This is a genomic window from Pseudomonas sp. ASL8 (genome assembly GCF_056680355.1).
Genome location: NZ_CM155278.1, coordinates 2,486,358 through 2,509,963 on the forward strand (window position 1 = coordinate 2,486,358; position 23,606 = coordinate 2,509,963).

Here is a 23,606-nt window from a genome sequence, read left to right on the forward strand (position 1 = left end):
ATTATTGAGGCCTCGCTATGACCGCTTCCACTGCAATACGCCGACTTGATGCTGCTGACTCAGACTTTGCACGCCATCTGGATCATCTGCTGAGCTGGGAAAGTGTGTCTGACGACTCAGTCAATGAACGCGTACTCGACATCATCAAGGCTGTGCGTGAGCGCGGCGATGCTGCATTGGTGGAATTCACTCAGCGTTTCGACGGGCTTGAAGTCGCCTCCATGGCAGAGCTGATTCTGCCCCGCGAGCGCCTGGAACTTGCCCTGACCCGCATCACTGCTGCGCAACGCGAAGCGCTGGAAAAAGCTGCCGAGCGCGTGCGCATCTATCACGAAAAGCAAAAACAGGACTCCTGGACCTACACCGAAGCCGACGGCACGGTGCTGGGCCAGAAAGTCACGCCTTTGGACCGTGCCGGCCTGTACGTGCCCGGTGGCAAGGCGTCTTACCCGTCATCGGTATTGATGAATGCGATTCCGGCCAAAGTGGCTGGCGTGGCCGAAGTGGTCATGGTCGTGCCAACGCCTCGTGGCGAAATCAATGAGCTGGTACTCGCGGCGGCGTGCATTGCGGGCGTTGATCGCGTGTTCACCATCGGCGGCGCTCAGGCAGTGGCCGCGCTGGCCTACGGCACCGAAAGCGTACCCAAGGTCGATAAAGTCGTTGGCCCTGGCAACATCTATGTTGCCACCGCCAAGCGTCACGTCTTTGGCCAAGTGGGTATCGACATGATCGCCGGTCCGTCAGAAATTCTGGTGGTGTGCGATGGCCTGACAGATCCGGACTGGATCGCCATGGACCTGTTCTCCCAAGCCGAGCACGACGAAGATGCTCAGGCGATTCTGGTCAGCCCGGATGCCGAGTTCCTCGACAAAGTGGCGGCGAGCATCGCCAGATTAATGCCGACCATGGAGCGCGCCGAGATCATTAAGACCTCGATCACCAGCCGTGGGGCCCTGATCAAAGTGGCCGACATGCAGCAAGCCATTGAAGTGGCCAACCGTATTGCTCCGGAACACCTTGAGTTGTCGGTGGCCGATCCTGAAGCCTGGTTGCCGCAGATTCGCCATGCTGGCGCGATCTTCATGGGGCGTCACACCAGCGAAGCGCTGGGCGATTATTGCGCCGGTCCGAACCACGTGTTGCCGACCTCCGGCACCGCGCGTTTCTCGTCGCCGCTGGGTGTGTATGACTTCCAGAAGCGCTCGTCGATCATTTATTGCTCGGAGCAAGGTGCTTCCGAGTTGGGCAAAACGGCCTCGGTGCTGGCGCGTGGTGAGTCCCTGACCGCCCATGCCCGTAGCGCCGAATACCGGATCGTCGACAATAAAGAGCCCGCAGCTGGCAATGAGGCGAAATAATATGAGCAAATTCTGGAGTCCTTTCGTCAGCGGTCTGGTGCCTTATGTGCCGGGCGAGCAGCCGAAGCTGACCAAGCTGACCAAGCTCAACACCAACGAAAACCCGTATGGGCCATCGCCAAAAGCATTGGCGGCGATGCGCGCCGAGCTCTCCGACGACCTGCGCCTGTACCCGGATCCGAACAGCGACCTGCTTAAGCAGGCGGTTGCCAGATATTACGGCGTGCAGGGCAATCAAGTGTTTCTCGGCAATGGCTCCGATGAAGTGCTTGCTCACGCCTTCAACGCGTTTTTCAAGCACGATCTACCCCTGCTTTTTCCGGATATCAGCTACAGCTTCTATCCGGTGTATTGCGGTTTATACGGGATTGATTTCACCGCAGTGCCGCTGGACGAGCACTTCCAGATTCGTCTCGAGGATTACGCGCAGCCTAACAGCGGCGTCATTTTCCCCAATCCGAATGCGCCAACCGGTTGCCTGCTGGCGCTGGACGCCATTGAGCAGTTGCTCAAGGCCAATACCGAATCGGTAGTGGTGGTGGACGAGGCATACATCGACTTTGGCGGCGAAACCGCGATCAGTCTGGTGGACCGTTACCCGAATCTGCTGGTCACGCAAACCCTGTCCAAGTCGCGTTCGCTGGCGGGGCTGCGGGTAGGTTTGGCGGTGGGGCATCCGGACCTGATCGATGCGTTGGAGCGGGTCAAGAACAGCTTCAACTCTTATCCACTGGATCGTCTGGCGATTGTCGGTGCGGCAGCTGCGTTTGAAGACCGTGAGTATTTCGACGCCACCTGCAAGGCAGTTATCGACAGCCGTGACGCGTTGGTCGAGCAGTTGAAGGGCAAGGGTTTCGACGTATTGCCTTCAGCGGCCAACTTCATCTTTGCACGTCACCCGCAGCATGACGCCGCGGGGCTGGCGGCCAAGTTGAGGGAGCAGGGCGTTATCGTTCGGCACTTTAAACAGGAACGCATCGCGCAGTTCCTGCGGATCAGCATTGGCACGCCAGAGCAGAATCAGGCGTTGCTGGACGGCTTGGGCGAGCTCTGATTTATAAGGCTAGCCAGAAAAACCGTGGGCGCGAACTCATTCGTTCCCACGGCTTGGCCGATGTACCGCGTTATTCCTCTGTTGCTGGCTTCGTCAGCGGCGGCGGACGCAAGCCGACCTCAGCGGTCAGCTTGAGATCCTTGCCGTTGCGCATAACCTCAATGTCGACTTTGTCGCTGGGCTTGGTGCGCGCTACCTGATTCATCGAGCGCCGACCATCGCCGGCAGGTTCGCCGTTGATGCTCAGAATCACGTCGCCCAGTTGCAGGCCGGCTTTTTGCGCCGGACCGTCCTGGAAAATACCGGCTACCACGATGCCTGGGCGGTCTTTCAAGCCGAAAGACTCGGCCAGATCCTGGGTCAGTGGCTGAACTTCAATCCCTAGCCAGCCTCGAATCACCTGGCCGTGCTCAATGATTGCTTTCATCACCTCCAGCGCCAGTTTGGTCGGGATCGCAAAGCCGATGCCTTGCGAGCCACCGGACTTGGAGAAAATCGCCGTGTTGATCCCGGTCAGATTGCCGGTGGCATCCACCAGCGCACCGCCGGAGTTGCCGGGGTTGATCGCCGCATCGGTCTGAATGAAATCTTCGTACGTATTGAGGCCCAGTTGATTGCGCCCGGTGGCACTGATGATGCCCATGGTCACGGTCTGGCCAACCCCGAACGGGTTGCCGATGGCCAGCGCGACGTCGCCGATACGGATGTTGTCCGAGAGGGCGATGGTGATCGCGGGCAGATTTTTCAGGTCGATTTTCAGGACCGCCAGATCGGTCTCAGGGTCGCTGCCAATTACCCGGGCCAATGTTTCACGGCCATCCTTGAGTGCCACGACGATCTGATCAGCGCCCGCGGTCACGTGGTTGTTGGTCAGCAGGTAGCCTTCCGGGCTCATGATCACGGCTGAACCGAGGCTCGACTCCATGCGCCGCTGTTTGGGCAGGTTGTCGCCGAAAAAGCGTCTGAACTGCGGGTCTTCGAACAGCGGGTGATTTGATTTGTTGACCACTTTGGTCGTGTACAGGTTGGCCACGGCAGGTGCGGCGATGCTGACCGCATCGGCATAGGACACCGGGCCCTTCTGCACCGTAGACGACTGCGGCGCCTGTTGCAGGTTCACGTCTTGGCTGGGCAGCCCCACCCATTGCGGGTAGCGCTGAATAACCAGCAGAGCGATGAGCACGCCGGCCAGCAACGGCCAGCCGAAGAAACGCAGTGCCTTGAGCATTGAGCAAAGTCCTGATGATTGCCAAGCGCAGCAGCTTTTTGCCTGAGCTGCGCCATAATGGCGGGCATTATACGAGTACCGAGCAGCGCTGAACTGCATATTTAGGAGTCTTTTATGGCTGTTGCCCTGAGCACCCTGGTCGAGGAAGCGGACCGCTATCTGAATAGCTCGCGGATCCAGGATTATTGCCCCAACGGATTACAAATCGAGGGCCGCCCGCAAGTGATGAGGATCGTCAGCGGTGTCACTGCCAGCCAGGCCTTGCTCGATGCCGCGGTCGAGGCTCAGGCGGATTTGATCCTGGTGCATCACGGCTACTTCTGGAAGGGCGAGAATCCTTGCATCACCGGCATCAAGCAGCGTCGCCTGAAAACATTGCTCAAGCATGACATTAGTCTGTTGGCTTACCACTTGCCGCTGGACCTGCACCCAGAAGTCGGGAATAACGTGCAACTGGCTCGTCAGCTGGACATCACCGTCGAAGGGCCGCTGGACCCGGACAATCCGCGCATCGTCGGGCTGGTCGGTTCGTTGGCCGAGCCGGTGACGCCCCGTGACTTCGCCCGGCGCGTGCAGGACGCGCTGGGTCGAGAGCCGCTGCTGATCGAAGGCAGCAAAATGATTCGTCGGGTCGGGTGGTGCACCGGGGGTGGTCAGGGTTATATCGATCAGGGTGTACTGGCCGGTGTCGATCTGTACCTCAGTGGCGAGGCCTCCGAGCAGACGTTCCATAGCGCGCGGGAAAACGACATCAGTTTTATCGCCGCCGGTCACCACGCCACCGAGCGCTATGGTGTTCAAGCGCTGGGGGATTATCTGGCGCGACGCTTTGCGCTGGAGCATCTGTTCATCGATTGCCCCAATCCAATTTGAAGACCCAAACGAGGCGATCTATTCATAGAACGTTTCGATCTAGCTCGCCCCCTGAATAGAAGCAGGCGCTGTGCTAGAGTGCCCGGCTCGAACACGGCCCGCTGGCCGTCCATCCGTACGTTTTCGTGAGTAGCTATGGTCGACAAACTGACGCATCTGAAACAGCTGGAGGCGGAAAGCATCCACATCATCCGCGAGGTCGCCGCCGAGTTTGATAACCCGGTGATGCTGTACTCCGTCGGTAAAGATTCCGCCGTAATGCTGCACTTGGCGCGTAAAGCGTTCTTCCCGGGCAAATTGCCGTTTCCGGTGATGCATGTCGATACCCGGTGGAAGTTCAAGGAAATGTACAGCTTCCGCGACCGCATGGTCGAAGAACTGGGCCTGGATCTGATCGTGCACGTCAATCCGGACGGCGTGGCGCAGGGCATCAGCCCCCTGACTCACGGCAGCTCCAAACACACCGATATCATGAAGACCGAAGGCCTCAAGCAGGCCCTCGACAAATACGGCTTCGATGCCGCGTTTGGTGGTGCTCGCCGCGATGAAGAGAAGTCCCGCGCCAAAGAGCGCGTGTATTCCTTCCGTGACAGCAAGCACCGTTGGGACCCGAAGAACCAGCGTCCCGAGTTGTGGAACGTGTACAACGGCAAGGTCAACAAGGGCGAGTCGATCCGGGTATTCCCGCTGTCGAACTGGACCGAGTTGGATATCTGGCAGTACATCTACCTCGAAGGCATCCCGATCGTACCGCTGTATTTTGCGGCCGAGCGTGATGTGATCGAGATGAATGGCACCCTGGTCATGATCGACGACGAGCGTCTCCTGAATCACCTCAGCGATGAGGACAAGGCGCGTATCGTCAAGAAGAAAGTGCGTTTCCGTACACTTGGCGACTACCCGTTAACGGGCGCGGTTGAGTCCGAGGCGACCAGCCTCACGGACATCATTCAGGAAATGCTCCTGACGCGAACGTCCGAACGCCAGGGCCGAGTCATCGATCACGATGGCGCCGGTTCCATGGAAGACAAGAAACGTCAGGGCTATTTCTAAACAGGGTGTCTCACATGTCGCATCAATCAGAATTGATCAGCGAGGACATCCTCGCCTATCTGGGCCAGCACGAACGTAAAGAACTGCTGCGCTTTCTCACCTGCGGTAACGTCGACGACGGCAAAAGCACGCTGATCGGCCGCCTGCTGCATGACTCCAAGATGATCTACGAAGATCACCTGGAAGCCATTACCCGCGACTCGAAAAAAGTCGGCACCACCGGCGACGATATCGACCTGGCGTTGCTGGTAGACGGCCTGCAGGCCGAGCGTGAGCAGGGCATCACCATCGATGTCGCGTATCGCTATTTCTCCACCGCCAAACGCAAATTCATCATTGCCGATACCCCGGGCCATGAGCAGTACACCCGCAACATGGCCACCGGTGCGTCGACCTGTGACCTGGCGATCATTCTGGTGGACGCCCGTTACGGCGTGCAGACCCAGACCCGCCGCCACAGCTTCATCGCTTCGCTGTTGGGCATCAAACATATCGTCGTCGCCATCAACAAGATGGACCTGAAGAACTTCGATGAAGGTGTTTTCGAGTCGATCAAGGCCGATTACCTGAAGTTTGCCGATGGCATCGCGCTCAAGCCGACCACCATGCATTTCGTCCCGATGTCCGCGCTGAAAGGCGACAACGTGGTCAATCACAGCGAGCGTTCGCCGTGGTACACCGGCCAGACGTTGATGGAGATTCTCGAGACCGTAGAGTTTGCGGCTGATCGCAACTTCACCGACCTGCGTTTCCCGGTGCAGTACGTTAACCGTCCGAACCTGAACTTCCGTGGTTTCGCCGGTACCCTGGCCAGCGGCATCGTGCACAAAGGCGATGAAATCATCGTGTTGCCGTCCGGCAAGACCAGCCGGGTCAAATCCATCGTCACCTTTGATGGCGAGTTGGAACACGCCGGTCCAGGCCAGGCCGTGACCCTGACCATGGAAGACGAAGTCGACATCTCCCGTGGCGACTTGCTGGTGCATGCCGACAGCATTCCGCAGATCACTGACAGCTTCGATGCGATGATGGTGTGGATGGCTGAAGAGCCGATGCTGCCGGGCAAGAAGTACGACATCAAGCGTGCCACCAGCTACGTGCAGGGCTCTGTTGCCAGCATCGCCTACAGGGTCGACGTCAACACGTTGGCCGAAGGTCCGGCCAGCGCGTTGCAACTGAACGAAATCGGTCGGGTCAAGATCAGCCTCGACAGCGCGATTGCGCTGGATGGTTATGACAGCAACCGCACCACGGGTTCTTTCATCGTCATCGATCGGTTGACCAACGGCACCGTTGCTGCGGGCATGATCATCGCCCGCCCAGTCGTTGTTGGTGGTAGCCACCACGACCACAAGGCTCACGTTGCCACTGAAGAACGTGCGCGTCGTTTCGGTCAACAGCCTGCCACGGTATTGTTCAGCGGCTTGTCCGGCGCTGGCAAAAGCACCCTGGCCTATGCCGTTGAACGCAAGCTGTTCGACATGGGCCGTGCGGTCTACGTGCTTGACGGCCAGAACCTGCGCCACGACCTGAACAAGGGTCTACCGCAGGACCGTGCCGGGCGTACCGAAAACTGGCGACGTGCCGCGCACGTGGCGCGTCAGTTCAACGAAGCGGGCCTGCTGACACTGGCGGCATTCGTTGCGCCGGACGCCGAAGGTCGCGAACAGGCTAAATCGCTGATTGGCGATGATCGTCTGATCACCGTTTACGTCCAGGCTTCGCCAGCGGTCTGCCGCGAGCGTGATCCGCAGGGTCTGTATGCCGCCAATGGCGACAACATTCCGGGTGAATCCTTCGCGTATGACGTGCCGTTGAATGCCGATCTGGTGATCGACACTCAATCGCTGTCACTCGACGACAGCGTCAAGCAAGTCCTGGAGCTGCTACGCAGCCGCGGCGCGATCTGATGGGTATGAGGCGGTGTGTCTGACACACCGCCATCGCGGGCAAGCGCTTCTACAGGTTTGCTGCACATAAAACCCTGTGGGCTTGTTTGCAACTACGCGTCCCGCCCAAATAAAAAAACCGCCGCTCGGTCAGAGCGGCGGTTTTTTGTTTTTGGAACTCAAATCATTTTTTCAAACCGTAATGCTCATCGAGCATGCCGGGGGCATTCGGTGTTTTGGGCGCGTAATCCTTCGGCGCTTCTGTGGTGCGGGGTGGGGTCAGGCGGTCGCGAGGCGCTTGTGCTGCATCGGCGTGCAGGCTGGCCAGCAAACGTTGACGTGTCACTTCATCCAGCGCCAGGCGGTTGGCACCATCGGAGAGATGGTCCTGTACTTCCTGGAAATTCTGCGAAAGCTTGTTCACCAGGGTTGCCGTGCTGTTGAAGTGGGTAACCACCTCGTTCTGATAACTGTTGAAGCGCTCCTGAACATCATCCAGCTGACGCTGCGTGCTGTTAGGGGCGGCGCCGGGTAGCAGACGTGCGACCAGGAAACCAACGACGACGCCGACAACCAGGGCAAGCGTCGGCAACAACCAAACTAAGAGCGAGAGTTCCACGAGTCCTTCCTCTATAAACGGCTTTGCTTTACGTTAACGGCTCGAACCTGCGCTGTATACCGTGGCACGCTCACGGGTATGCAAGTCACAGACTATCAGCTAGACGAGTCGACCCATTTCGAGGTCACGGAGTTCATTCTTGCTCATCCGCGAAACCCCTGTATTGATTGATGGCCCGGTAGGCCAGCTTGAAGCCCTTTACCTCGATCTTGAGGACGCCCGCGGCATGGCGCTGATCTGCCATCCTAACCCGGTGCAGGGTGGAACCATGCTCAATAAAGTCGTGTCGACGTTGCAGCGCACTGCTCGCGACGCCGGTTTGATCACCTTGCGCTTCAATTATCGCGGGGTTGGCGCCAGCGCTGGCGCACACGATATGGGCTCTGGCGAAATCGACGACGCCGAAGCCGCAGCACAATGGTTGCGCGAGCAGCATCCCGATCTGCCGATCACGCTGTTCGGGTTTTCCTTCGGCGGCTTTGTCGCGGCGAGCCTGGGCGGACGCCTGGAAGCCAAGGGTGAGCAGTTGAGTCATCTGTTCATGGTGGCGGCGGCGGTGGCGCGTCTGGGTAATGAGCATGTACTGCCGCAGAACTGCCCGCTGACCCTGATTCAGCCCGAAGCTGACGAGGTGGTCGACCCGCAAGCGGTTTACGCGTGGTCCGACGCCCTTGAACGCCCCCATGAGCTACTGAAAGTGGCAGAATGTGGGCACTTTTTTCATGGCAAGCTGACCGAACTCAAAGAGCTGGTCCTGCCGCGCCTTTCGAATTGATTGCAGCCACAAGCGCCTGACTCCATAGGCGCCTAACCCTATAAGCGACTAGCCATGACCACTCGTATCCTGACCGGTATTACCACCTCCGGCACGCCACACCTTGGCAACTACGCCGGCGCCATCCGTCCGGCCATCGTCGCCAGCCGCCAGAGCGGTGCCGATTCGTTCTATTTCCTGGCCGACTACCACGCGCTGATCAAATGCGATGACCCGCTGCGCATTCAGCGCTCGCGTCTGGAAATCGCCGCAACCTGGCTGGCTGCTGGCCTGGACGTGAATCGGGTCACTTTTTATCGCCAGTCGGATATCCCGGAAATCCCTGAGCTGACCTGGCTGCTGACCTGCGTCGCGGCCAAGGGCTTGCTCAATCGTGCGCATGCCTACAAGGCCTCGGTGGATAAAAACGTCGAAGCCGGCGAAGACCCGGACGCAGGCATCACCATGGGCTTGTACAGCTACCCGGTGCTGATGGCCGCCGACATCCTGATGTTCAACGCGCATAAAGTGCCGGTCGGTCGTGACCAGATTCAGCACGTCGAAATGGCCCGCGACATCGGTCAGCGTTTTAACCATCTGTTCGGCAAGGGCAAGGAATTCTTTGTCATGCCCGAAGCCTTGATCGAGGAGAGCGTCGCCACGCTGCCGGGTCTGGACGGGCGCAAAATGTCCAAAAGCTACGACAACACCATCCCGTTGTTCAGTAGCCCCAAGGACATGAAAGAGGCGATTTCGCGCATCGTTACTGACTCACGTGCGCCGGGTGAAGCCAAGGATCCTGATAATTCGCACCTGTTTACGCTCTATCAGGCCTTCGCAACGCCCGAGCAAGGCGCTGAGTTCCGTTCTGAGCTGTTGCAGGGCCTGGGTTGGGGCGAGGCCAAGCAGCGCTTGTTCCAGCTGCTTGAGGGCGAGCTGAGCGAGGCGCGTGAGCGCTACCACGGGTTTATGGAACGTCCGGCCGATCTGGAAGACATTCTTCTGGCCGGTGCGGAAAAAGCACGCAGCGTTGCAACGCCGTTTCTCGGTGAGTTGCGTGAGGCCGTCGGCCTGCGTTCTTTCCGTAGCGTCGTCCAAAGCGCGGACAGCGGTAAGAAAAAAGCAGTGAAGGGCGCGCGTTTCGTCAGCTTCCGTGAAGACGACGGCAGTTTCCGTTTCCGGTTGCTGGCTGCCGATGGCGAGCAATTGCTGCTGTCGCGCAATTTTGCCGACGGCAAGACGGCGGGTGCCGTCAGCAAGCAGTTGCAGCAAGGCGGCGAACTGGACCTGCGCAGTGAGGATGACCGTTTTAGCGTATGGCTGGAGGGTGCTTGTGTGGCAGACAGTCCGCTGTTTTCCGACAGCGTTGCGCGTGACGCGGCCATCGAAAACCTGAAAACGGCACTGACACCGCAATAGGTCTGATTGCCATTTTCAAGGGTCGTCGCTACAGTGGCGGCCCGTTTTTGTTGCCTTGCTAACGAATATGACTCCCCTAGAACGATATCAAGCTGATCTGAAAAACCCTGACTTCTTCCATGATGCCGCGCAGGAAAACGCTGTGCGTCATTTGCAGCGCCTGTACGACGATCTGGTCGCCGCGCAGCAGAACAAGCCAGGGATGTTCGGCAAACTGTTCGGCAAGAAAGAACAGGTGCCCGTCAAGGGCGTGTACTTCTGGGGTGGCGTTGGCCGGGGCAAGACGTACCTGGTCGATACCTTCTTCGAAGCCTTGCCGTTCAAGGCAAAGGTGCGCACTCACTTCCACCGTTTCATGAAGCGTGTGCACGAAGAGATGCGGACTCTCAGCGGCGAGAAGAACCCGCTGGTCCTGATCGCCAAGCGTTTTTCCGATGAGGCGCGGGTGATCTGTTTCGATGAATTTTTCGTTTCGGACATCACCGACGCGATGATTCTCGGCACCTTGATGGAAGAATTGTTCAAAAATGGCGTAACCCTGGTCGCTACGTCGAACATCGTGCCTGACGGTCTGTACAAGGACGGTCTGCAGCGCGCGCGCTTCTTGCCTGCCATCGCCCTGATCAAGCAGCACACCGAAATCGTTAACGTCGACAGCGGCGTGGATTATCGTCTGCGCCATCTGGAGCAAGCCGAGCTTTTCCATTTTCCGCTCGATGCTGCCGCCGAGGAGAGCCTGCGCAAGAGTTTCCGTGCGCTGACCCCGGACTGCGCTCAGGCGACCAAAGACGACGTGCTGATGATCGAGAATCGTGAGATTCGCGCGCTGCTGACGTGCGATGACGTGGCCTGGTTCGATTTTCGTGAGCTGTGCGACGGTCCGCGCAGCCAGAACGACTACATTGAACTCGGAAAAATCTTCCACGCCGTGTTGATCAGCGGCGTCGAGCAGATGAGTGTGACCACTGACGATATCGCCCGACGCTTTATCAACATGGTCGACGAGTTCTACGACCGCAACGTCAAGCTGATCATTTCCGCCGAGGTCGAGCTAAAAGACCTGTACACCGGTGGGCGCCTGAACTTCGAGTTCCAGCGCACGCTCAGCCGTCTGCTGGAAATGCAGTCCCACGAGTTCCTGTCGCGGGCACACAAGCCGTAGGGCTGGATGCACAGCCTTCGTAGGGTGTGCCCATTCAACTCAAGCTGCTTGCAGAAACTGTTGTCGATACTGATTCGGTGACAGTTCGGTGTGCTGGCGAAAGAGCCGGGCAAAGAAGCTGGCATCGTCGTAGCCGACTTCGTAGCTGATGGTCTTGATGCTTTTGCGGGTGCCGGAAAGCAGGCCCTTGGCGGTTTCGATGCGCAGCCGTTGCAGGTAATGCAGGGGCTTGTCTCCCGTGGCGGTCTGGAAGCGGCGCATGAAATTGCGGATGCTCATGCTGTGTTCGCGGGCGACATCTTCGAAGCGAAACTTGTCAGCAAAATGCTCTTCGAGCCATTGCTGTATCTGCAAAATGATCACGTCCTGATGCAGTTTTTGCCCGCCGAAACCCATTCGTCCCGGCGAATAATTGCGCTGCACCTCGTAAAGAATGTCGCGGGCTACGGCTTGCGCGACATTTGCCCCGCAGAAGCGCTCGATCAGGTAGATGTACAGGTCACAGGCTGACGTCGTGCCGCCCGCGCAATACACATTGTCCGCATCGGTCAGGTGCTTTTCCTGATTGAGGAGTACTGCGGGGAAGCGTTCGCCAAACTCGCTGAAGAATCGCCAATAAGTGGTCGCCTCCTTGCCATCGAGCAGGCCTGCCTGCGCCAGCCAGAAAACGCCGCTGGCTTCGCCGCACAGCACGGCGCCCTTGGCGTGTTGCTCGCGCAGCCATGGCAAAACCTGGGGGTAGCGCAGGCACAGTGCATCGAAGTCATCCCAGAACGCGGGCAGGATGATCACGTCGCTCTGTTCCAGGCCGCCATCCACGGGCAGGATCACATCGCTGAAGCTGCGCACCGGGAGCCCGTCCGGGCTGACGATGCGGGTTTCGAAGGTCGTCTTGAGGCCCTGGCCCAGCTGTTTGCCGTAGCGCAGGCTGGCGAGATGGAAAAAATCTTTGGCTTGCATCAGGGTTGAAGCGAACACCCCTTCAATGGCCAGGATGCTGACGCGCCGCAGGGGCGCGGAGTGTTGGGTAGACATAATTCTTTTGTTCTTATATGGGAAAGTGGTCAAACAACGGCTGGATCGTCTTATTTTTTGGCGGATGTGTCCAGTGTCCTCGCGCAGGTCATCGGCTTAGGCTCTGCATGCCAATCCGGGCTTACCCACTTTCGCAGGTGCCGCATGATCCCTAGAACCCTGTTCAGCTCCGAGCACGAACTTTTCCGTAGCAGCGTGCGTAAATTTCTCGAACAGGAGGCCGTGCCTTTTCATGCTCAATGGGAAAAACAGGGCTACATCGACCGTGCGCTCTGGAACAAGGCGGGGGAGCAGGGGATGCTGTGCTCGCACCTGCCCGAGGAATATGGCGGCATGGCGGCTGACTTCCTTTACAGCGCCGTGGTGATCGAGGAGGTCGGTCGGTTGGGTTTGACCGGCATTGGTTTTTCTCTGCATTCGGACATCGTTGCGCCGTACATCCTGCATTACGGCAGCGAAGCGTTGAAGCTCAAGTACCTGCCTAAACTGGTGTCGGGCGAGATGGTGACCGCGATCGCGATGACCGAGCCGGGCGCAGGCTCGGACCTGCAGGGGGTGAAAACAACCGCCGTGCTGGACGGTGACGAGTATGTGATCAACGGCTCGAAAACGTTTATCACCAACGGATTTCTGGCCGATTTGGTCATTGTGGTAGCGAAAACCGACCCCAAGGCGGGCGCCAAAGGCACCAGTTTGTTCCTGGTTGAAGCCGATACACCGGGCTTCGCCAAGGGTAAGCGTCTGGAAAAGGTCGGGATGAAGGCGCAAGACACGTCTGAACTGTTTTTCCAGGACGTGCGTGTGCCCAAGGAGAACCTCCTGGGGCAGGCCGGCATGGGGTTCGCGTACTTGATGCAGGAATTGCCGCAGGAGCGCCTCACCGTCGCCATAGGGGCCTTGGCATCGGCTGAGGCGGCGTTGGCGTGGACGTTGGCGTACACCCGTGAGCGTAAAGCGTTCGGCAAGGCGATTGCCGAGTTCCAGAACACCCGCTTCAAACTCGCTGAAATCGCGACCGAAGTGCAGATCGGCCGCGTATTCGTTGATCGTTGCCTGGAGCTTCATTTGCAAGGCAAGCTGGACGTGCCGACGGCCGCGATGGCGAAATATTGGTGCACGGACCTGCAATGCAAGGTGCTCGACGAGTGCGTGCAACTGCATGGCGGCTACGGCTTCATGTGGGAATACCCGATTGCCCGGGCCTGGGCAGATGCTCGGGTACAGCGAATTTACGCCGGGACCAACGAAATCATGAAAGAGATCATCGCCCGGGCGTTGTAACGCAGGTTGGCGCCGTACTACGGCGCCGGGTTTGGGTGATCCTTGTGAATCGCTTCGATGCCCGCCAGCACTTCGTCGGAAAGATTCAGCTCGAAACTGGCGATGTTGCTGTCCAGTTGTTCGAGGGTGGTCGCACCGATGATGTTGCTGGTGACGAACGGCTGGCGAGTGACGAAAGCCAGGGCCATTTGCGCCGGGTCCAGGCCGTGCTCTCGCGCCAACGCGACGTAACGGCTGCAGGCGGCTTCCGATTGCGGGTTGAAGTAGCGGCTGAAGCGGCTGTAAAGACTCAGGCGGCCTTTGGGTGGCCGTGCGCCGTTTTCGTACTTTCCTGACAGCACGCCGAACGCCAGCGGTGAGTAAGCCAGCAGGCCGCATTGCTCACGAATGGCGACTTCTGCAAGGCCGATCTCGAACGTCCGATTGAGCAGGTTGTAAGGGTTCTGGATCGACACTGCACGCGGCCAGCCGCGGCTTTGCGCTAATTCCAGAAACTTCATCGTGCCCCACGGCGTTTCGTTGGACAGGCCTATGTGGCGGATTTTGCCAGCCTTGACCTGCGCGTCGAGTGCTTCGAGGGTGTCTTCCAGCGGCGTGAACTCGCCTTCCTTGTGCGTGTAGCCCAGCTGGCCAAAGAAGTTGGTGCTGCGCTCGGGCCAGTGCAGCTGGTACAGGTCGATGTAGTCAGTCTGCAGGCGCTTGAGGCTGGCATCCACGGCGGCAACGATGTGCTCGCGATTGTGTTTGAGGCTGCCGTCACGGATGTAATCAATGGTGTTGCCAGGCCCGGCGATCTTGCTGGCCAGAATCCAGTCGGCGCGATCGCCTCGGGTTTTGAAATAATTACCGATGAACCGCTCAGTGGTAGCGTAGGTGTCGGCTTTGGGCGGTACGGGGTACATTTCCGCCGTATCAATGAAGTTGATCCCGGCAGCCTTGGCTCTCTCGATCTGCTCAAAGGCCTCTGGCTCGCTGTTCTGCTCGCCCCAGGTCATGGTGCCCAGGCACAGGGCGCTGACGTTCAGGTCGGTTCGGCCGAGTCGGCGGTAATCCATATTTTTCTCCTTTAATTGAGGGGAATCATAAAAGCAGGTTGAAATTTTTTTCGCAATCTGCATAATTCCGCAGCTCTTTGCAGTGGAAGTGATGCGCCGTCTGCCGAAGAATCTTGCCGTATTACGGACGCGCCGACCCGAGCCCCCGACAGCGTCTGTTTCCGGCTGCCTTTGACCTTGTCAAAGTACGCACTATTCAGTAAGATCCGCCGTCTAATTTATCAGGGCGGCCCCTGAGGCTATTAAAGAATGAAGACTTTTACTGCTAAACCGGAAACAGTTCAGCGCGACTGGTTCGTCGTCGACGCTGCTGGTCAGACTCTGGGTCGTCTGGCGACCGAGATCGCGAGCCGTCTGCGTGGCAAGCACAAACCGGAATACACTCCGCACGTCGATACTGGCGATTACATCGTCGTTATCAACGCTGAGCAAATCCGCGTTACCGGTGCTAAAGCCACCGACAAGATCTACTACTCACACTCCGGTTTTCCGGGCGGGATCAAGTCGATCAACTTTGAAAAGCTGATCGCCAAAGCTCCTGAGCGCGTGATCGAGACCGCGGTTAAAGGCATGCTGCCTAAAAACCCGCTGGGTCGCGACATGTATCGTAAGCTGAAAGTCTATGCGGGCACTGCACACCCTCATACTGCTCAGCAGCCCCAAGAACTGAAGTTTTAACGGAATAGTTCATTATGTCGGCGACTCAAAATTACGGCACTGGCCGTCGCAAGACCGCAACCGCTCGCGTTTTCCTGCGTCCAGGTACCGGTAACATCTCCATCAACAACCGTACCCTCGACGGGTTCTTCGGTCGCGAAACTGCCCGTATGGTAGTTCGTCAGCCGTTGGAACTGACCGAGATGACCGAGAAGTTCGACATCTACGTCACCGTTATCGGTGGCGGTGTAAGTGGTCAAGCTGGCGCAATCCGCCACGGTATCACTCGCGCTCTGATGCAGTACGACGAAACCCTGCGCGGCGCTCTGCGCAAAGCAGGCTTCGTAACTCGCGATGCTCGTGAAGTTGAACGTAAGAAAGTTGGCCTGCGTAAAGCGCGTAAGCGTCCGCAGTACTCGAAGCGTTAATTCGCTGCTTCGTTCAAAAGCGCCCAGTTTCCTTTCGGAGCTGGGCGTTTTTTATGGGCGTTCATTTTAGGTGTGACAACTTGCCACATCAACGGGCGCCGCGTGTTATAAGGCTTCAAGCCGTTTCAGGATGGTAATTACCTTGTCAACTAAGGGGCTTTTCATTACCATTCGGCAAAATTTTTACACAGTTCAGATTTTTACTTAGTAGATGCCTGGTTTAACAGGTCACAGAGCTGATGGGAGAGGAACGGAATGAGCAATGACGGCGTGAATGCAGGCCGGCGTCGCTTCCTCGTAGCAGCCACGTCCGTCGTGGGTGCTGCAGGAGCGGTGGGGGCTGCGGTCCCGTTCGTGGGGTCATGGTTTCCCAGTGCCAAGGCGAAAGCCGCAGGTGCACCGGTAAAGGTGAATGTCAGCAAGATCGAAGCAGGTCAGCAGATGATTGCTGAGTGGCGAGGTCAGCCGGTGTTCATCGTTCGTCGTACCGAGGAAATATTGGGAAACCTGAAGAAGATCGAAGGGCAACTCTCCGATCCGAACTCCAAGAACTCAATACAACCGACCTACGTCGACCCAGAGACACGTTCGATCAAGCCAGAGATTCTTCTGTTGGTCGGAATTTGCACCCACTTAGGCTGTTCGCCGACGTTTCGTCCTGAAGTCGCACCCGTTGATCTGGGTAAAGACTGGGTGGGCGGATACTTCTGTCCATGCCACGGCTCTCACTACGATCTGGCAGGCCGCGTCTACAAATCGCAACCAGCCCCTTTGAATTTGCCAGTGCCGCCGCATTCCTATGAGTCGGACAATGTTATTGTCATTGGCGTCGATCCGGAGAAAGCGTGATGAGCAAGTTCATGGACTGGGTTGATGCGCGCTTTCCCGCCACAAAAATGTGGGAAGACCATCTCAGCAAATATTACGCACCAAAAAACTTCAACTTCTTCTACTTCTTCGGCTCGCTGGCTTTGCTGGTGCTGGTCAATCAGATCGTTACGGGTGTCTGGCTGACCATGAGTTACACGCCGTCGGCTGAAGAGGCGTTTGCTTCTGTCGAATACATCATGCGTGACGTGGAATACGGCTCGATCCTGCGCCTGCTCCACTCCACCGGGGCCTCCGCCTTCTTTATCGTGGTTTATCTGCATATGTTCCGTGGCTTGCTCTACGGTTCCTACCAGAAGCCGCGCGAGTTGGTATGGGTCTTCGGGATGCTGATCTACCTGGCGCTGATGGCTGAAGCCTTCATGGGTTATCTGCTGCCTTGGGGTCAGATGTCCTACTGGGGCGCCCAGGTGATCATCTCGCTGTTCGGTGCGATCCCGGTGATTGGCGGCGACCTGACGCAGTGGATTCGTGGTGACTACCTGATTTCCGGGATTACCCTGAACCGCTTCTTTGCCCTCCATGTGGTCGCGTTGCCGATCGTCATTCTGGGTCTGGTGGTGTTGCACGTTCTGGCGCTGCATGAAGTCGGTTCGAACAACCCTGATGGCGTCGACATCAAGAAGCACAAAGACGAAAACGGTATACCGCTGGACGGCATTGCCTTCCACCCGTACTACACCGTGAAAGATATCGTCGGCGTGGTGGTGTTCCTGTTCATCTTCTGCTCGATCGTGTTCTTCTTCCCTGAGATGGGTGGCTACTTCCTCGAGAAGCCTAACTTCGAAGTGGCGAACGCCTTCAAGACTCCATTGCACATTGCTCCTGTTTGGTACTTCACGCCGTTCTACGCGATCCTGCGTGCGATTCCGGACAAGCTCATGGGCGTTATCGCCATGGGTGCTGCGATTGCCGTGCTGTTCGTGTTGCCATGGCTCGACCGTAGTCCGGTCAAGTCCATGCGCTACAAAGGCTGGCTGAGCAAGGGCTGGTTGGTAGTGTTCTGCGTGGCCTTCGTGATTCTGGGTGTGTTGGGCGTTCTGCCGCCAACCCCTGAGCGCACGATCTTGTCGCAGGTCTGTACATTCCTGTACTTCGCCTACTTCATTCTGATGCCGTTCTATACCCGGCTCGAGAAGACCAAACCGGTTCCAGAAAGGGTGACTGGCTGATGAAAAAGCTATTTGCTGTATTGATGTTTGCGCTTCTGCCTACCTTGTCCTTTGCAAACGCAGAGGGTCCTGAGCTGGAGAAGGTCGATATCGACGTGTCTGACAAGGCCGCGATGCAGGATGGGGCGCGTACCTTCGCCAACTACTGCATGGGCTGTCACAGTGCCAAGTTCCAGCGCTATGAACGCGTTGCGGACGATTTGGGCATCTCTCACGATCTGATGCAGGAAAAACTGATATTCACCGGCGCCAAAATTGGCGACCACATGAGTATCGGCATGCAGCCTTCTGACGCGAAAGCCTGGTTCGGCGCGGCACCGCCCGATCTGACCCTGGTGGCCCGTGTTCGTGGTACTGACTGGCTCTACAGCTACCTGCGTTCGTTCTACGAAGATCCGACGCGTCCTTGGGGCGTGAACAACACGATTTTCCCGAACGTCGGCATGCCAAACGTTCTGGTCGGCCTGCAAGGTCGTCAGGTGATCGGTTGCAAGCAAGTGCAAGTGGTTGAGGGCGGCAAGAAGCAATATGATCCGTTGACCGGTACTCCGCTGACTCATGAAGCGTGCGATCAACTGACCGTGTTGCCGAAAACCGGTGCGCTGAACGAAGAGCAGTTCGATGAGAAGGTCAAGAATCTCGTGACCTTCCTGGCCTACTCGGCAAACCCGGTGAAGCTGGAACATCAGCGCATCGGTACGTATGTATTGCTCTACCTGGCGTTCTTCTTCGTATTCGCTTACCTGCTGAAGCGCGAATACTGGAAAGATGTCCATTGATCAAGTTGTAATCCCTGCTGTTAACGATGCGCGCCCTAGGGCGTCTCTTTAAAGATAACGAGCGTGGGGCAGGTAGGGCGAAGGTGGTCAGGTTGGGTCATTCATGTTTGATGGATGAGCCGCCGGGCTGCTTTCAACGGCCACCTGTTTCTGCGCGGTCGATATCGGAGGCGCCCTTTGGGCGCGCTCGTTTTTCTGCTTCTGAAAACTTTAACAAGCGAGGAGGACCGCCATGGGCGTGACCAATCGGTTGGCCTGTTACTCCGACCCCGCCGACCACTATTCCCACCGCGTGCGCATTGTGCTCGCAGAGAAAGGTGTCAGCGCTGAGATCATTGATGTAGTGGCGGGTCGTCATCCGCCAAAGCTGATCGAGGTGAACCCGTACGGCAGCGTGCCAACACTGGTCGATCGTGACCTGGCGCTGTACGAGTCGACAGTGATAATGGAATATCTGGATGAACGTTACCCGCATCCACCTCTGCTGCCGGTCTATCCGGTCGCGCGTGCCAATAGCCGTCTGCTGATTCATCGCATTCAGCGTGATTGGTGTGGTCTGGTGGATTTGATTCTGGATTCGCGCAGCAAAGAGCCTGCTCGTGTTCAGGCGCGTAAAGAGCTGCGTGAAAGCCTTACCGGCGTTTCTCCGCTGTTCGCTGATAAACCTTTTTTCCTCAGTGAAGATCAAAGTCTGGTCGACTGTTGTCTATTGCCCATACTCTGGCGTCTCCCGATCCTGGGTATAGAATTGCCGCGGCCAGCCAAGCCGCTGCTTGATTACATGGAGCGCCAATTTGCGCGTGAAGCTTTCCAGACAAGTCTGTCCGGTGCTGAACGCGATATGCGCTAAGGCTTAAGGAGCCGTTGATGAACTCCAGTCGCCCTTATTTGATTCGCGGTTTGTATGAGTGGATTGTCGATAACGATTGCACCCCGCACATGCTGGTCAATGCGGAGTACCCGTCGGTACAGGTCCCTCAGGGCTTTGCCAATGACGGTCAGATTGTTTTGAATGTGTCGCCCAGTGCTGTGCGTCATCTGCACATGGATAACGACGCCGTCAGCTTCGAAGGCCGCTTCGGTGGCGTGCCACATACGTTGTACGTCCCTATAGCCGCGATCCTGGGCATTTATGCTCGTGAGAATGGCCAAGGTATGGTTTTCGATCTGGAGCCTCCTCTGGAAGAGGATGGCGTGATCGAACCCGATGATGACAGTCCGCCACCGGGTAGCGAACCACCGCGACCTACCGGCAGGCCCAGTCTGAAAGTGGTCAAGTAACCTGAAGCAAAGAGTCAAAAAAAAGGCGATCCCCAGGGATCGCCTTTTTTGATTCGCGGTTTTGCCATCGAGACAAAACCGGCGTGCTGCTGTTAATCAATGTACTCAAACAGCTTGACGATTTTCTGTACGCCCGACACGCCCTGCACCAGGTTGGTTGCGCGGGTGGCTTCCTGTTGAGTCACCAGACCCAGCAGGTAGACGATGCCATTTTCAGTCACGACTTTGATGCGCGAGCCTGGAATGGTGTTGTCAGTCAGCATTTGCGTCTTGATCTTGGTGGTCAGCCAGGCGTCATTGTTGCGCGCCAGCAGCGAGGAGGGTGCGATGACTTGAAGTTCGTTGTTGACCTTCTTGACGCGCTGCACGGAGCTGGCGGCTTGCTCTGCGAGGGCTTTCAGGTCGGCGCGTGGTGTCTGGCCCGCGAGCAATACGATGCCGTTAAAGCTGCTCACGACGATATGCGAGCCTTCGTCGAGATCGGGGTTGGCCTTGGCAACGTTGACCGCGACCTTGGTTTCGATCAGGGAGTCATCGATCTTGCTACCGAAAGTCCGGGTACCACGATCATCCTCAATGGGCTTGTCGCGGGTTGCGGTCAGGACCGAGCTGCATCCGCTGATGCTGAGGCACAGTGTCAAAGCCAGTAGGCTAAGGCGATTAGGGGTCATTCTTCACTCCCGAACAGTTGGCTGTCGATCAAATCGCATAGGCAATGGATCGTCAGCAGATGGACTTCTTGAATCCGTGCGGTGACTTTGGCCGGGACACGTATCTCCACGTCCTCGGGCAGTAGCAACGAGGCCATGTCGCCACCGTCGCGCCCCGTCAATGCTACGACAATCATTTCGCGATCATGTGCGGCCTGGATGGCTTGAATAATGTTCGCCGAGTTGCCGCTGGTGGAAATCGCCAGCAGGACATCGCCCGGTTGACCCAGTGCGCGGATCTGTTTGGAGAAGATTTCGTTATAGCTGTAGTCGTTGGCGATGGAGGTGATGGTCGAGCTGTCGGTGGTCAGCGCAATCGCGGGCAGGCTTGGGCGCTCACGCTCGAAGCGATTGAGCAGCTCCGAGGAGAAGTGCTGTGCGTCACCGGCCGAGCCGCCATTGCCACAGGAAAGCATTTTGCCCTCGTTGAGCAGGGCATTCACCATGACCTGGCTGGCTTGCTCAATGTAGGGGGCAAGCACTTCCATCGCCTGCTGCTTGGTATCGATGCTGGCCTGGAAAAGCTGGCGAACTCGGGATTGCATGTCCATCGGGTGACCTTAAGTAGGGCGGCTGCTCCAGGCACAAGAAAGTGCAGCCTGCAAAGCAAAGAGCGAAATCGGTGTGTGGGCTTTCTATACGTCAGGGCTTGAAACGCGCCGTCCAAAGGGTCAGTCGGGCGCTTTGAATCAGCTATCAAATGCGTTCTTCACCCAGTCCAGCGGAGGTGCGCTGCCGGGGTCGCCATTAATGGCCACCACATCGAAACGGCATGGGGAATCTGCCCAGCGCGACTCTTTTTGGAGAAAAAACTGTGCGGCGAGTATGAGCTTTCCACGCTTGCGGACATCGACGCTTTCCAGCGCTCCGCCCCAGCCTGCGTGACGTCGATAGCGAACCTCGACGAATACTACTGTATCGCCGTCGAGCATGACCAGATCGAGCTCGCCTCGTTTACATAACCAGTTCTGCGTAATCAGGCGCAGGCCCTGTTGTTGCAAATGTTGCAGGGCGTAGGCTTCAGCCTCGCGCCCTGCTTGTTGCCGAGGGGTGCTCGGCATTAACGCGGAGTGTCCGGCAGATGCTGAACCTTGCCGCCGACAAACTGGGCCCATGGCAATTGACGCTCGACACGTTGACCCGAACCCATGCTCAGGCTGCCGGTCAGGCCGTCGATGCGGCTGTCTGGCAGGGTTTTGAGCTGTGCCAGGCGCGGTGCCAGACGATAAGCGTCGATCCCCATGGCGTACAGTCGGCCAAGGCTGCCTGCCGCTTGTGGCCATTGCACGGTCACTTGCTGGCGCAGTGGATCGTTGGTGTTGAGCAGCCACGGCGTTTCACAGAAGCGAATGCCTTCCAGGTCCAGATACTGCGCCTGGTCGCCGCTGTTGGTGAACAGGTGTGAAGTCGCGTACACCGGAACATCGCCTGCGTACTGGAACACCAGCGTGGGCTTGATCTGCTGCGCTTGCTGAGGCGTTACCGCGAGGAAGATGAAGTCGATGTCCTGGCGACGTGTCGGTTGTGCCGCTACTTGCGTGCCGACGGTGCTTTGCAGGCTCTTGGCGCGAGCTTCGCTGTTCCGGAGCTGGAACATGTCAGCGATTTGCTGGGCCAGGGCGACAGGCTGGTCGACATGTTCAGCAACGATAAACGTGCCGCCGGCCGCTTGCCAGCTCTGGCGGAAGGCATCCAGGACGCGGTCGCCCCATTCGCCTTTAGGGACCATGGCTGCGGCACTGCGCTTGCCATCGGCCCAGGCGCGACGTGCGACTTCGCGGGCTTCGTCTTCAGCGGCAAGGCCGAACTGGAACAGCTGCGGTGGTCCGTCCCGGCCTGCGTCGCTGTAGTTCAGCGCCAGTGTGGTGATAGGCAATTGCGGGCGGCTGCTCAGTTGTTTGACCAGCGGCTTTTCCAGCGGACCGATGACCAACTGCACGCCTGATGCTTTGGCCTGGCGGTAGAAGTCATCGAGAGAGGTCAGGTGCGAGCTGTCGAACACTTCGATGGCTGGCGGCTTTTGGCCTGCTTGCTGCGCCTGGTAGTGCGCCGCCATAAAGCCTTCACGCAATGCGCGGGCAACAGACGCGAGCGGGCCGTCTTGCGGCAGCAGCAGGGCGATTTTGGTCAGTGGTTCGCTGGTCAGCGCCTTGAGTTGGGCCAGTGGGGCTGGCAGTTGCAGGGCGGCCGGGTGCTGTGGGTTTTGCGCTTTCCAGGCATCGATGGCCGCCTGTTGTTGCTCCAGGGTGCCGCCGCCTTTGACTGCGCGGGCCAGGCTCAGCCAGCCACTCAGGTCATTGTTGCTGGTGCTTTGCAGTTGCTCGGCGGGCAAGCCGGCAACCAGTGCCCAGATTGCTTCATGGTTAGCGCTGGCTTGAGCGCCCTTGAGCAATGGCGCAATAAATACTCGCTCGCTGGCAGCAGGCATGATCTGCCCGTCAGCTTCCAGGGCGCGTGCCTGGACCAGCCCGGTGCGTATCTGCTGCTCGACCGGCAGCTCACCCAGTCGTTGCAGGCTAGGGTGGCTCAGGGCTGTCAGCGCGGCCTTGGGCTGGTTGCGGCCCAGCGCCAGTTCAGCGGATAGCGTGCTGGCATACACCTGTTGCGCAGGCTTGAGCTGATCAAGAGGCACCTGCTCGAGAATCCGCGCGGCGCGACCTGGGTCATTTTGCCGATTGGCCTGATCGGCTGCACTGAGTCTCAGCAGTGCAGCTTTATCGGGCGACTTGGCGGCAGCGGCTTGTTCGAGCAATTGCTCGATGCTGGCGTCCGGAGTGCGTGGAAGCTCGCCAAGACTTGACGAGGGCGAGCTGGCGCAAGCTGCCAACAGGGCAGCAAGAAAGAGGGCAGAGAACAGCCGCAGGCAAGCGATCATGTAAGTGTTCCTGATACTCGAGCAAATTAGCGG

24 protein-coding genes are annotated in these 23,606 nt (G+C 58.0%); 16 read left to right on the forward strand and 8 right to left on the reverse strand.

Going from position 1 to position 23,606, the window contains the following annotated elements; translation table 11 throughout:
• Positions 1 to 17: 17 nt before the first annotated feature.
• Positions 18 to 1,361 (forward strand): histidinol dehydrogenase, encoded by a 1,344-nt coding sequence (gene hisD / locus AC1MEA_RS11375; RefSeq protein WP_480917845.1) that lies wholly within the window; start codon positions 18 to 20, stop codon positions 1,359 to 1,361.
• 1 nt (position 1,362) lies between these two features.
• Positions 1,363 to 2,415 (forward strand): histidinol-phosphate transaminase, encoded by a 1,053-nt coding sequence (gene hisC / locus AC1MEA_RS11380; RefSeq protein ID WP_480917847.1) that lies wholly within the window; start codon positions 1,363 to 1,365, stop codon positions 2,413 to 2,415.
• Between the two features lie 70 nt (positions 2,416 to 2,485).
• Here hisC and algW read toward each other — a convergent pair whose 3' ends face one another.
• Entirely contained in the window at positions 2,486 to 3,643 is a 1,158-nt protein-coding gene (gene algW / locus AC1MEA_RS11385; RefSeq protein ID WP_449635041.1) for a Do family serine endopeptidase AlgW, read from the reverse strand.
• Between the two features lie 114 nt (positions 3,644 to 3,757).
• Here algW and AC1MEA_RS11390 point away from each other — a divergent pair, with 114 nt between their 5' ends.
• From AC1MEA_RS11390 to cysN, 3 genes are all read left to right on the forward strand, one after another.
• Positions 3,758 to 4,516: a Nif3-like dinuclear metal center hexameric protein gene (locus AC1MEA_RS11390; protein WP_219062284.1), complete on the forward strand. Its 759-nt coding sequence runs from the start codon at positions 3,758 to 3,760 to the stop codon at positions 4,514 to 4,516.
• Positions 4,517 to 4,651: 135 nt separating this feature from the next.
• A complete protein-coding gene (cysD, locus tag AC1MEA_RS11395) occupies positions 4,652 to 5,569 on the forward strand; it encodes a sulfate adenylyltransferase subunit CysD (RefSeq protein WP_219062283.1) in 918 nt (305 codons plus the stop codon).
• A gap of 14 nt (positions 5,570 to 5,583) precedes the next feature.
• A complete protein-coding gene (gene cysN, locus AC1MEA_RS11400) occupies positions 5,584 to 7,479 on the forward strand; it encodes a sulfate adenylyltransferase subunit CysN (protein WP_480917850.1) in 1,896 nt (631 codons plus the stop codon).
• A gap of 163 nt (positions 7,480 to 7,642) precedes the next feature.
• Here the strand turns inward: cysN and AC1MEA_RS11405 are convergent, their stop codons facing one another.
• On the reverse strand, positions 7,643 to 8,077 hold the full coding sequence (locus AC1MEA_RS11405; RefSeq protein WP_219062280.1) for a Z-ring associated ZapG family protein: 435 nt from the start codon (positions 8,075 to 8,077) through the stop codon (positions 7,643 to 7,645).
• A gap of 139 nt (positions 8,078 to 8,216) precedes the next feature.
• Here AC1MEA_RS11405 and AC1MEA_RS11410 point away from each other — a divergent pair, with 139 nt between their 5' ends.
• The 3 genes from AC1MEA_RS11410 to zapE all read left to right on the forward strand — a co-directional run bounded on the left by AC1MEA_RS11410 (position 8,217) and on the right by zapE (position 11,412).
• Entirely contained in the window at positions 8,217 to 8,852 is a 636-nt protein-coding gene (locus AC1MEA_RS11410; RefSeq protein WP_219062279.1) for an alpha/beta hydrolase, read from the forward strand.
• A 54-nt stretch (positions 8,853 to 8,906) separates the two neighbouring features.
• A complete protein-coding gene (locus AC1MEA_RS11415; protein ID WP_219062278.1) occupies positions 8,907 to 10,250 on the forward strand; it encodes a tryptophan--tRNA ligase in 1,344 nt (447 codons plus the stop codon).
• Between the two features lie 67 nt (positions 10,251 to 10,317).
• Positions 10,318 to 11,412: a cell division protein ZapE gene (zapE, locus tag AC1MEA_RS11420; RefSeq protein WP_219062277.1), complete on the forward strand. Its 1,095-nt coding sequence runs from the start codon at positions 10,318 to 10,320 to the stop codon at positions 11,410 to 11,412.
• A 39-nt stretch (positions 11,413 to 11,451) separates the two neighbouring features.
• On the opposite strand, the gene AC1MEA_RS11425 is transcribed toward zapE, so the two are convergent.
• Entirely contained in the window at positions 11,452 to 12,372 is a 921-nt protein-coding gene (locus tag AC1MEA_RS11425) for a GlxA family transcriptional regulator (protein ID WP_219062361.1), read from the reverse strand.
• A gap of 219 nt (positions 12,373 to 12,591) precedes the next feature.
• Here AC1MEA_RS11425 and AC1MEA_RS11430 point away from each other — a divergent pair, with 219 nt between their 5' ends.
• Positions 12,592 to 13,728, forward strand: a complete 1,137-nt coding sequence (locus tag AC1MEA_RS11430; RefSeq protein ID WP_480917853.1) for an acyl-CoA dehydrogenase family protein — start codon at positions 12,592 to 12,594, stop codon at positions 13,726 to 13,728.
• Between the two features lie 17 nt (positions 13,729 to 13,745).
• On the opposite strand, the gene AC1MEA_RS11435 is transcribed toward AC1MEA_RS11430, so the two are convergent.
• Entirely contained in the window at positions 13,746 to 14,783 is a 1,038-nt protein-coding gene (locus AC1MEA_RS11435; RefSeq protein ID WP_219062275.1) for an NADP(H)-dependent aldo-keto reductase, read from the reverse strand.
• A 249-nt stretch (positions 14,784 to 15,032) separates the two neighbouring features.
• On the opposite strand from AC1MEA_RS11435, the gene rplM reads away from it, so the two are divergent.
• The 7 genes from rplM (at position 15,033) to AC1MEA_RS11470 (ending at position 19,988) form a co-directional block, all read left to right on the forward strand.
• Positions 15,033 to 15,461 carry a 50S ribosomal protein L13 gene (gene rplM, locus AC1MEA_RS11440; protein WP_219062274.1) on the forward strand — a complete coding sequence of 143 codons (429 nt, stop codon included), beginning with the start codon at positions 15,033 to 15,035 and terminating at the stop codon, positions 15,459 to 15,461.
• A gap of 14 nt (positions 15,462 to 15,475) precedes the next feature.
• Positions 15,476 to 15,868 carry a 30S ribosomal protein S9 gene (gene rpsI, locus AC1MEA_RS11445; protein ID WP_219062273.1) on the forward strand — a complete coding sequence of 131 codons (393 nt, stop codon included), beginning with the start codon at positions 15,476 to 15,478 and terminating at the stop codon, positions 15,866 to 15,868.
• Positions 15,869 to 16,123: 255 nt separating this feature from the next.
• Positions 16,124 to 16,717 (forward strand): ubiquinol-cytochrome c reductase iron-sulfur subunit, encoded by a 594-nt coding sequence (gene petA / locus AC1MEA_RS11450; protein WP_219062272.1) that lies wholly within the window; start codon positions 16,124 to 16,126, stop codon positions 16,715 to 16,717.
• Entirely contained in the window at positions 16,717 to 17,928 is a 1,212-nt protein-coding gene (locus AC1MEA_RS11455) for a cytochrome b (protein ID WP_219062271.1), read from the forward strand. Before petA ends, AC1MEA_RS11455 begins: the two co-directional genes overlap by 1 nt.
• Positions 17,928 to 18,707: a cytochrome c1 gene (locus tag AC1MEA_RS11460; RefSeq protein WP_449635037.1), complete on the forward strand. Its 780-nt coding sequence runs from the start codon at positions 17,928 to 17,930 to the stop codon at positions 18,705 to 18,707. Before AC1MEA_RS11455 ends, AC1MEA_RS11460 begins: the two co-directional genes overlap by 1 nt.
• A gap of 232 nt (positions 18,708 to 18,939) precedes the next feature.
• Positions 18,940 to 19,557, forward strand: a complete 618-nt coding sequence (locus AC1MEA_RS11465; protein ID WP_219062269.1) for a glutathione S-transferase N-terminal domain-containing protein — start codon at positions 18,940 to 18,942, stop codon at positions 19,555 to 19,557.
• A 17-nt stretch (positions 19,558 to 19,574) separates the two neighbouring features.
• A complete protein-coding gene (locus AC1MEA_RS11470) occupies positions 19,575 to 19,988 on the forward strand; it encodes a ClpXP protease specificity-enhancing factor (RefSeq protein ID WP_480917857.1) in 414 nt (137 codons plus the stop codon).
• 92 nt (positions 19,989 to 20,080) lie between these two features.
• On the opposite strand, the gene AC1MEA_RS11475 is transcribed toward AC1MEA_RS11470, so the two are convergent.
• The 4 genes from AC1MEA_RS11475 to AC1MEA_RS11490 all read right to left on the reverse strand — a co-directional run bounded on the left by AC1MEA_RS11475 (position 20,081) and on the right by AC1MEA_RS11490 (position 23,573).
• Entirely contained in the window at positions 20,081 to 20,659 is a 579-nt protein-coding gene (locus AC1MEA_RS11475; protein ID WP_219062267.1) for a BON domain-containing protein, read from the reverse strand.
• On the reverse strand, positions 20,656 to 21,249 hold the full coding sequence (locus AC1MEA_RS11480) for a phosphoheptose isomerase (RefSeq protein WP_219062266.1): 594 nt from the start codon (positions 21,247 to 21,249) through the stop codon (positions 20,656 to 20,658). Before AC1MEA_RS11480 ends, AC1MEA_RS11475 begins: the two co-directional genes overlap by 4 nt.
• Before the next feature lie 138 nt (positions 21,250 to 21,387).
• Entirely contained in the window at positions 21,388 to 21,759 is a 372-nt protein-coding gene (locus tag AC1MEA_RS11485; RefSeq protein WP_480917859.1) for a YraN family protein, read from the reverse strand.
• Complete coding sequence (locus AC1MEA_RS11490) at positions 21,759 to 23,573, reverse strand: penicillin-binding protein activator (RefSeq protein WP_219062264.1); 1,815 nt, start codon at positions 23,571 to 23,573, stop codon at positions 21,759 to 21,761. The genes AC1MEA_RS11485 and AC1MEA_RS11490 overlap by 1 nt, the downstream gene beginning before the upstream one ends.
• Between the last annotated feature and the right edge of the window lie 33 nt (positions 23,574 to 23,606).

Coding starts and splice junctions, on each gene's coding strand:
- hisD (WP_480917845.1), top strand. CDS start 18: ATGACCGCTTCCACTGCAATACGCCGACTTGATGCTGCTGACTCAGAC.
- hisC (WP_480917847.1), top strand. CDS start 1,363: ATGAGCAAATTCTGGAGTCCTTTCGTCAGCGGTCTGGTGCCTTATGTG.
- algW (WP_449635041.1), bottom strand. CDS start 3,643: ATGCTCAAGGCACTGCGTTTCTTCGGCTGGCCGTTGCTGGCCGGCGTG.
- AC1MEA_RS11390 (WP_219062284.1), top strand. CDS start 3,758: ATGGCTGTTGCCCTGAGCACCCTGGTCGAGGAAGCGGACCGCTATCTG.
- cysD (WP_219062283.1), top strand. CDS start 4,652: ATGGTCGACAAACTGACGCATCTGAAACAGCTGGAGGCGGAAAGCATC.
- cysN (WP_480917850.1), top strand. CDS start 5,584: ATGTCGCATCAATCAGAATTGATCAGCGAGGACATCCTCGCCTATCTG.
- AC1MEA_RS11415 (WP_219062278.1), top strand. CDS start 8,907: ATGACCACTCGTATCCTGACCGGTATTACCACCTCCGGCACGCCACAC.
- zapE (WP_219062277.1), top strand. CDS start 10,318: ATGACTCCCCTAGAACGATATCAAGCTGATCTGAAAAACCCTGACTTC.
- AC1MEA_RS11425 (WP_219062361.1), bottom strand. CDS start 12,372: ATGCAAGCCAAAGATTTTTTCCATCTCGCCAGCCTGCGCTACGGCAAA.
- AC1MEA_RS11430 (WP_480917853.1), top strand. CDS start 12,592: ATGATCCCTAGAACCCTGTTCAGCTCCGAGCACGAACTTTTCCGTAGC.
- AC1MEA_RS11435 (WP_219062275.1), bottom strand. CDS start 14,783: ATGGATTACCGCCGACTCGGCCGAACCGACCTGAACGTCAGCGCCCTG.
- rplM (WP_219062274.1), top strand. CDS start 15,033: ATGAAGACTTTTACTGCTAAACCGGAAACAGTTCAGCGCGACTGGTTC.
- rpsI (WP_219062273.1), top strand. CDS start 15,476: ATGTCGGCGACTCAAAATTACGGCACTGGCCGTCGCAAGACCGCAACC.
- petA (WP_219062272.1), top strand. CDS start 16,124: ATGAGCAATGACGGCGTGAATGCAGGCCGGCGTCGCTTCCTCGTAGCA.
- AC1MEA_RS11455 (WP_219062271.1), top strand. CDS start 16,717: ATGAGCAAGTTCATGGACTGGGTTGATGCGCGCTTTCCCGCCACAAAA.
- AC1MEA_RS11460 (WP_449635037.1), top strand. CDS start 17,928: ATGAAAAAGCTATTTGCTGTATTGATGTTTGCGCTTCTGCCTACCTTG.
- AC1MEA_RS11465 (WP_219062269.1), top strand. CDS start 18,940: ATGGGCGTGACCAATCGGTTGGCCTGTTACTCCGACCCCGCCGACCAC.
- AC1MEA_RS11470 (WP_480917857.1), top strand. CDS start 19,575: ATGAACTCCAGTCGCCCTTATTTGATTCGCGGTTTGTATGAGTGGATT.
- AC1MEA_RS11475 (WP_219062267.1), bottom strand. CDS start 20,659: ATGACCCCTAATCGCCTTAGCCTACTGGCTTTGACACTGTGCCTCAGC.
- AC1MEA_RS11480 (WP_219062266.1), bottom strand. CDS start 21,249: ATGGACATGCAATCCCGAGTTCGCCAGCTTTTCCAGGCCAGCATCGAT.
- AC1MEA_RS11485 (WP_480917859.1), bottom strand. CDS start 21,759: ATGCCGAGCACCCCTCGGCAACAAGCAGGGCGCGAGGCTGAAGCCTAC.
- AC1MEA_RS11490 (WP_219062264.1), bottom strand. CDS start 23,573: ATGATCGCTTGCCTGCGGCTGTTCTCTGCCCTCTTTCTTGCTGCCCTG.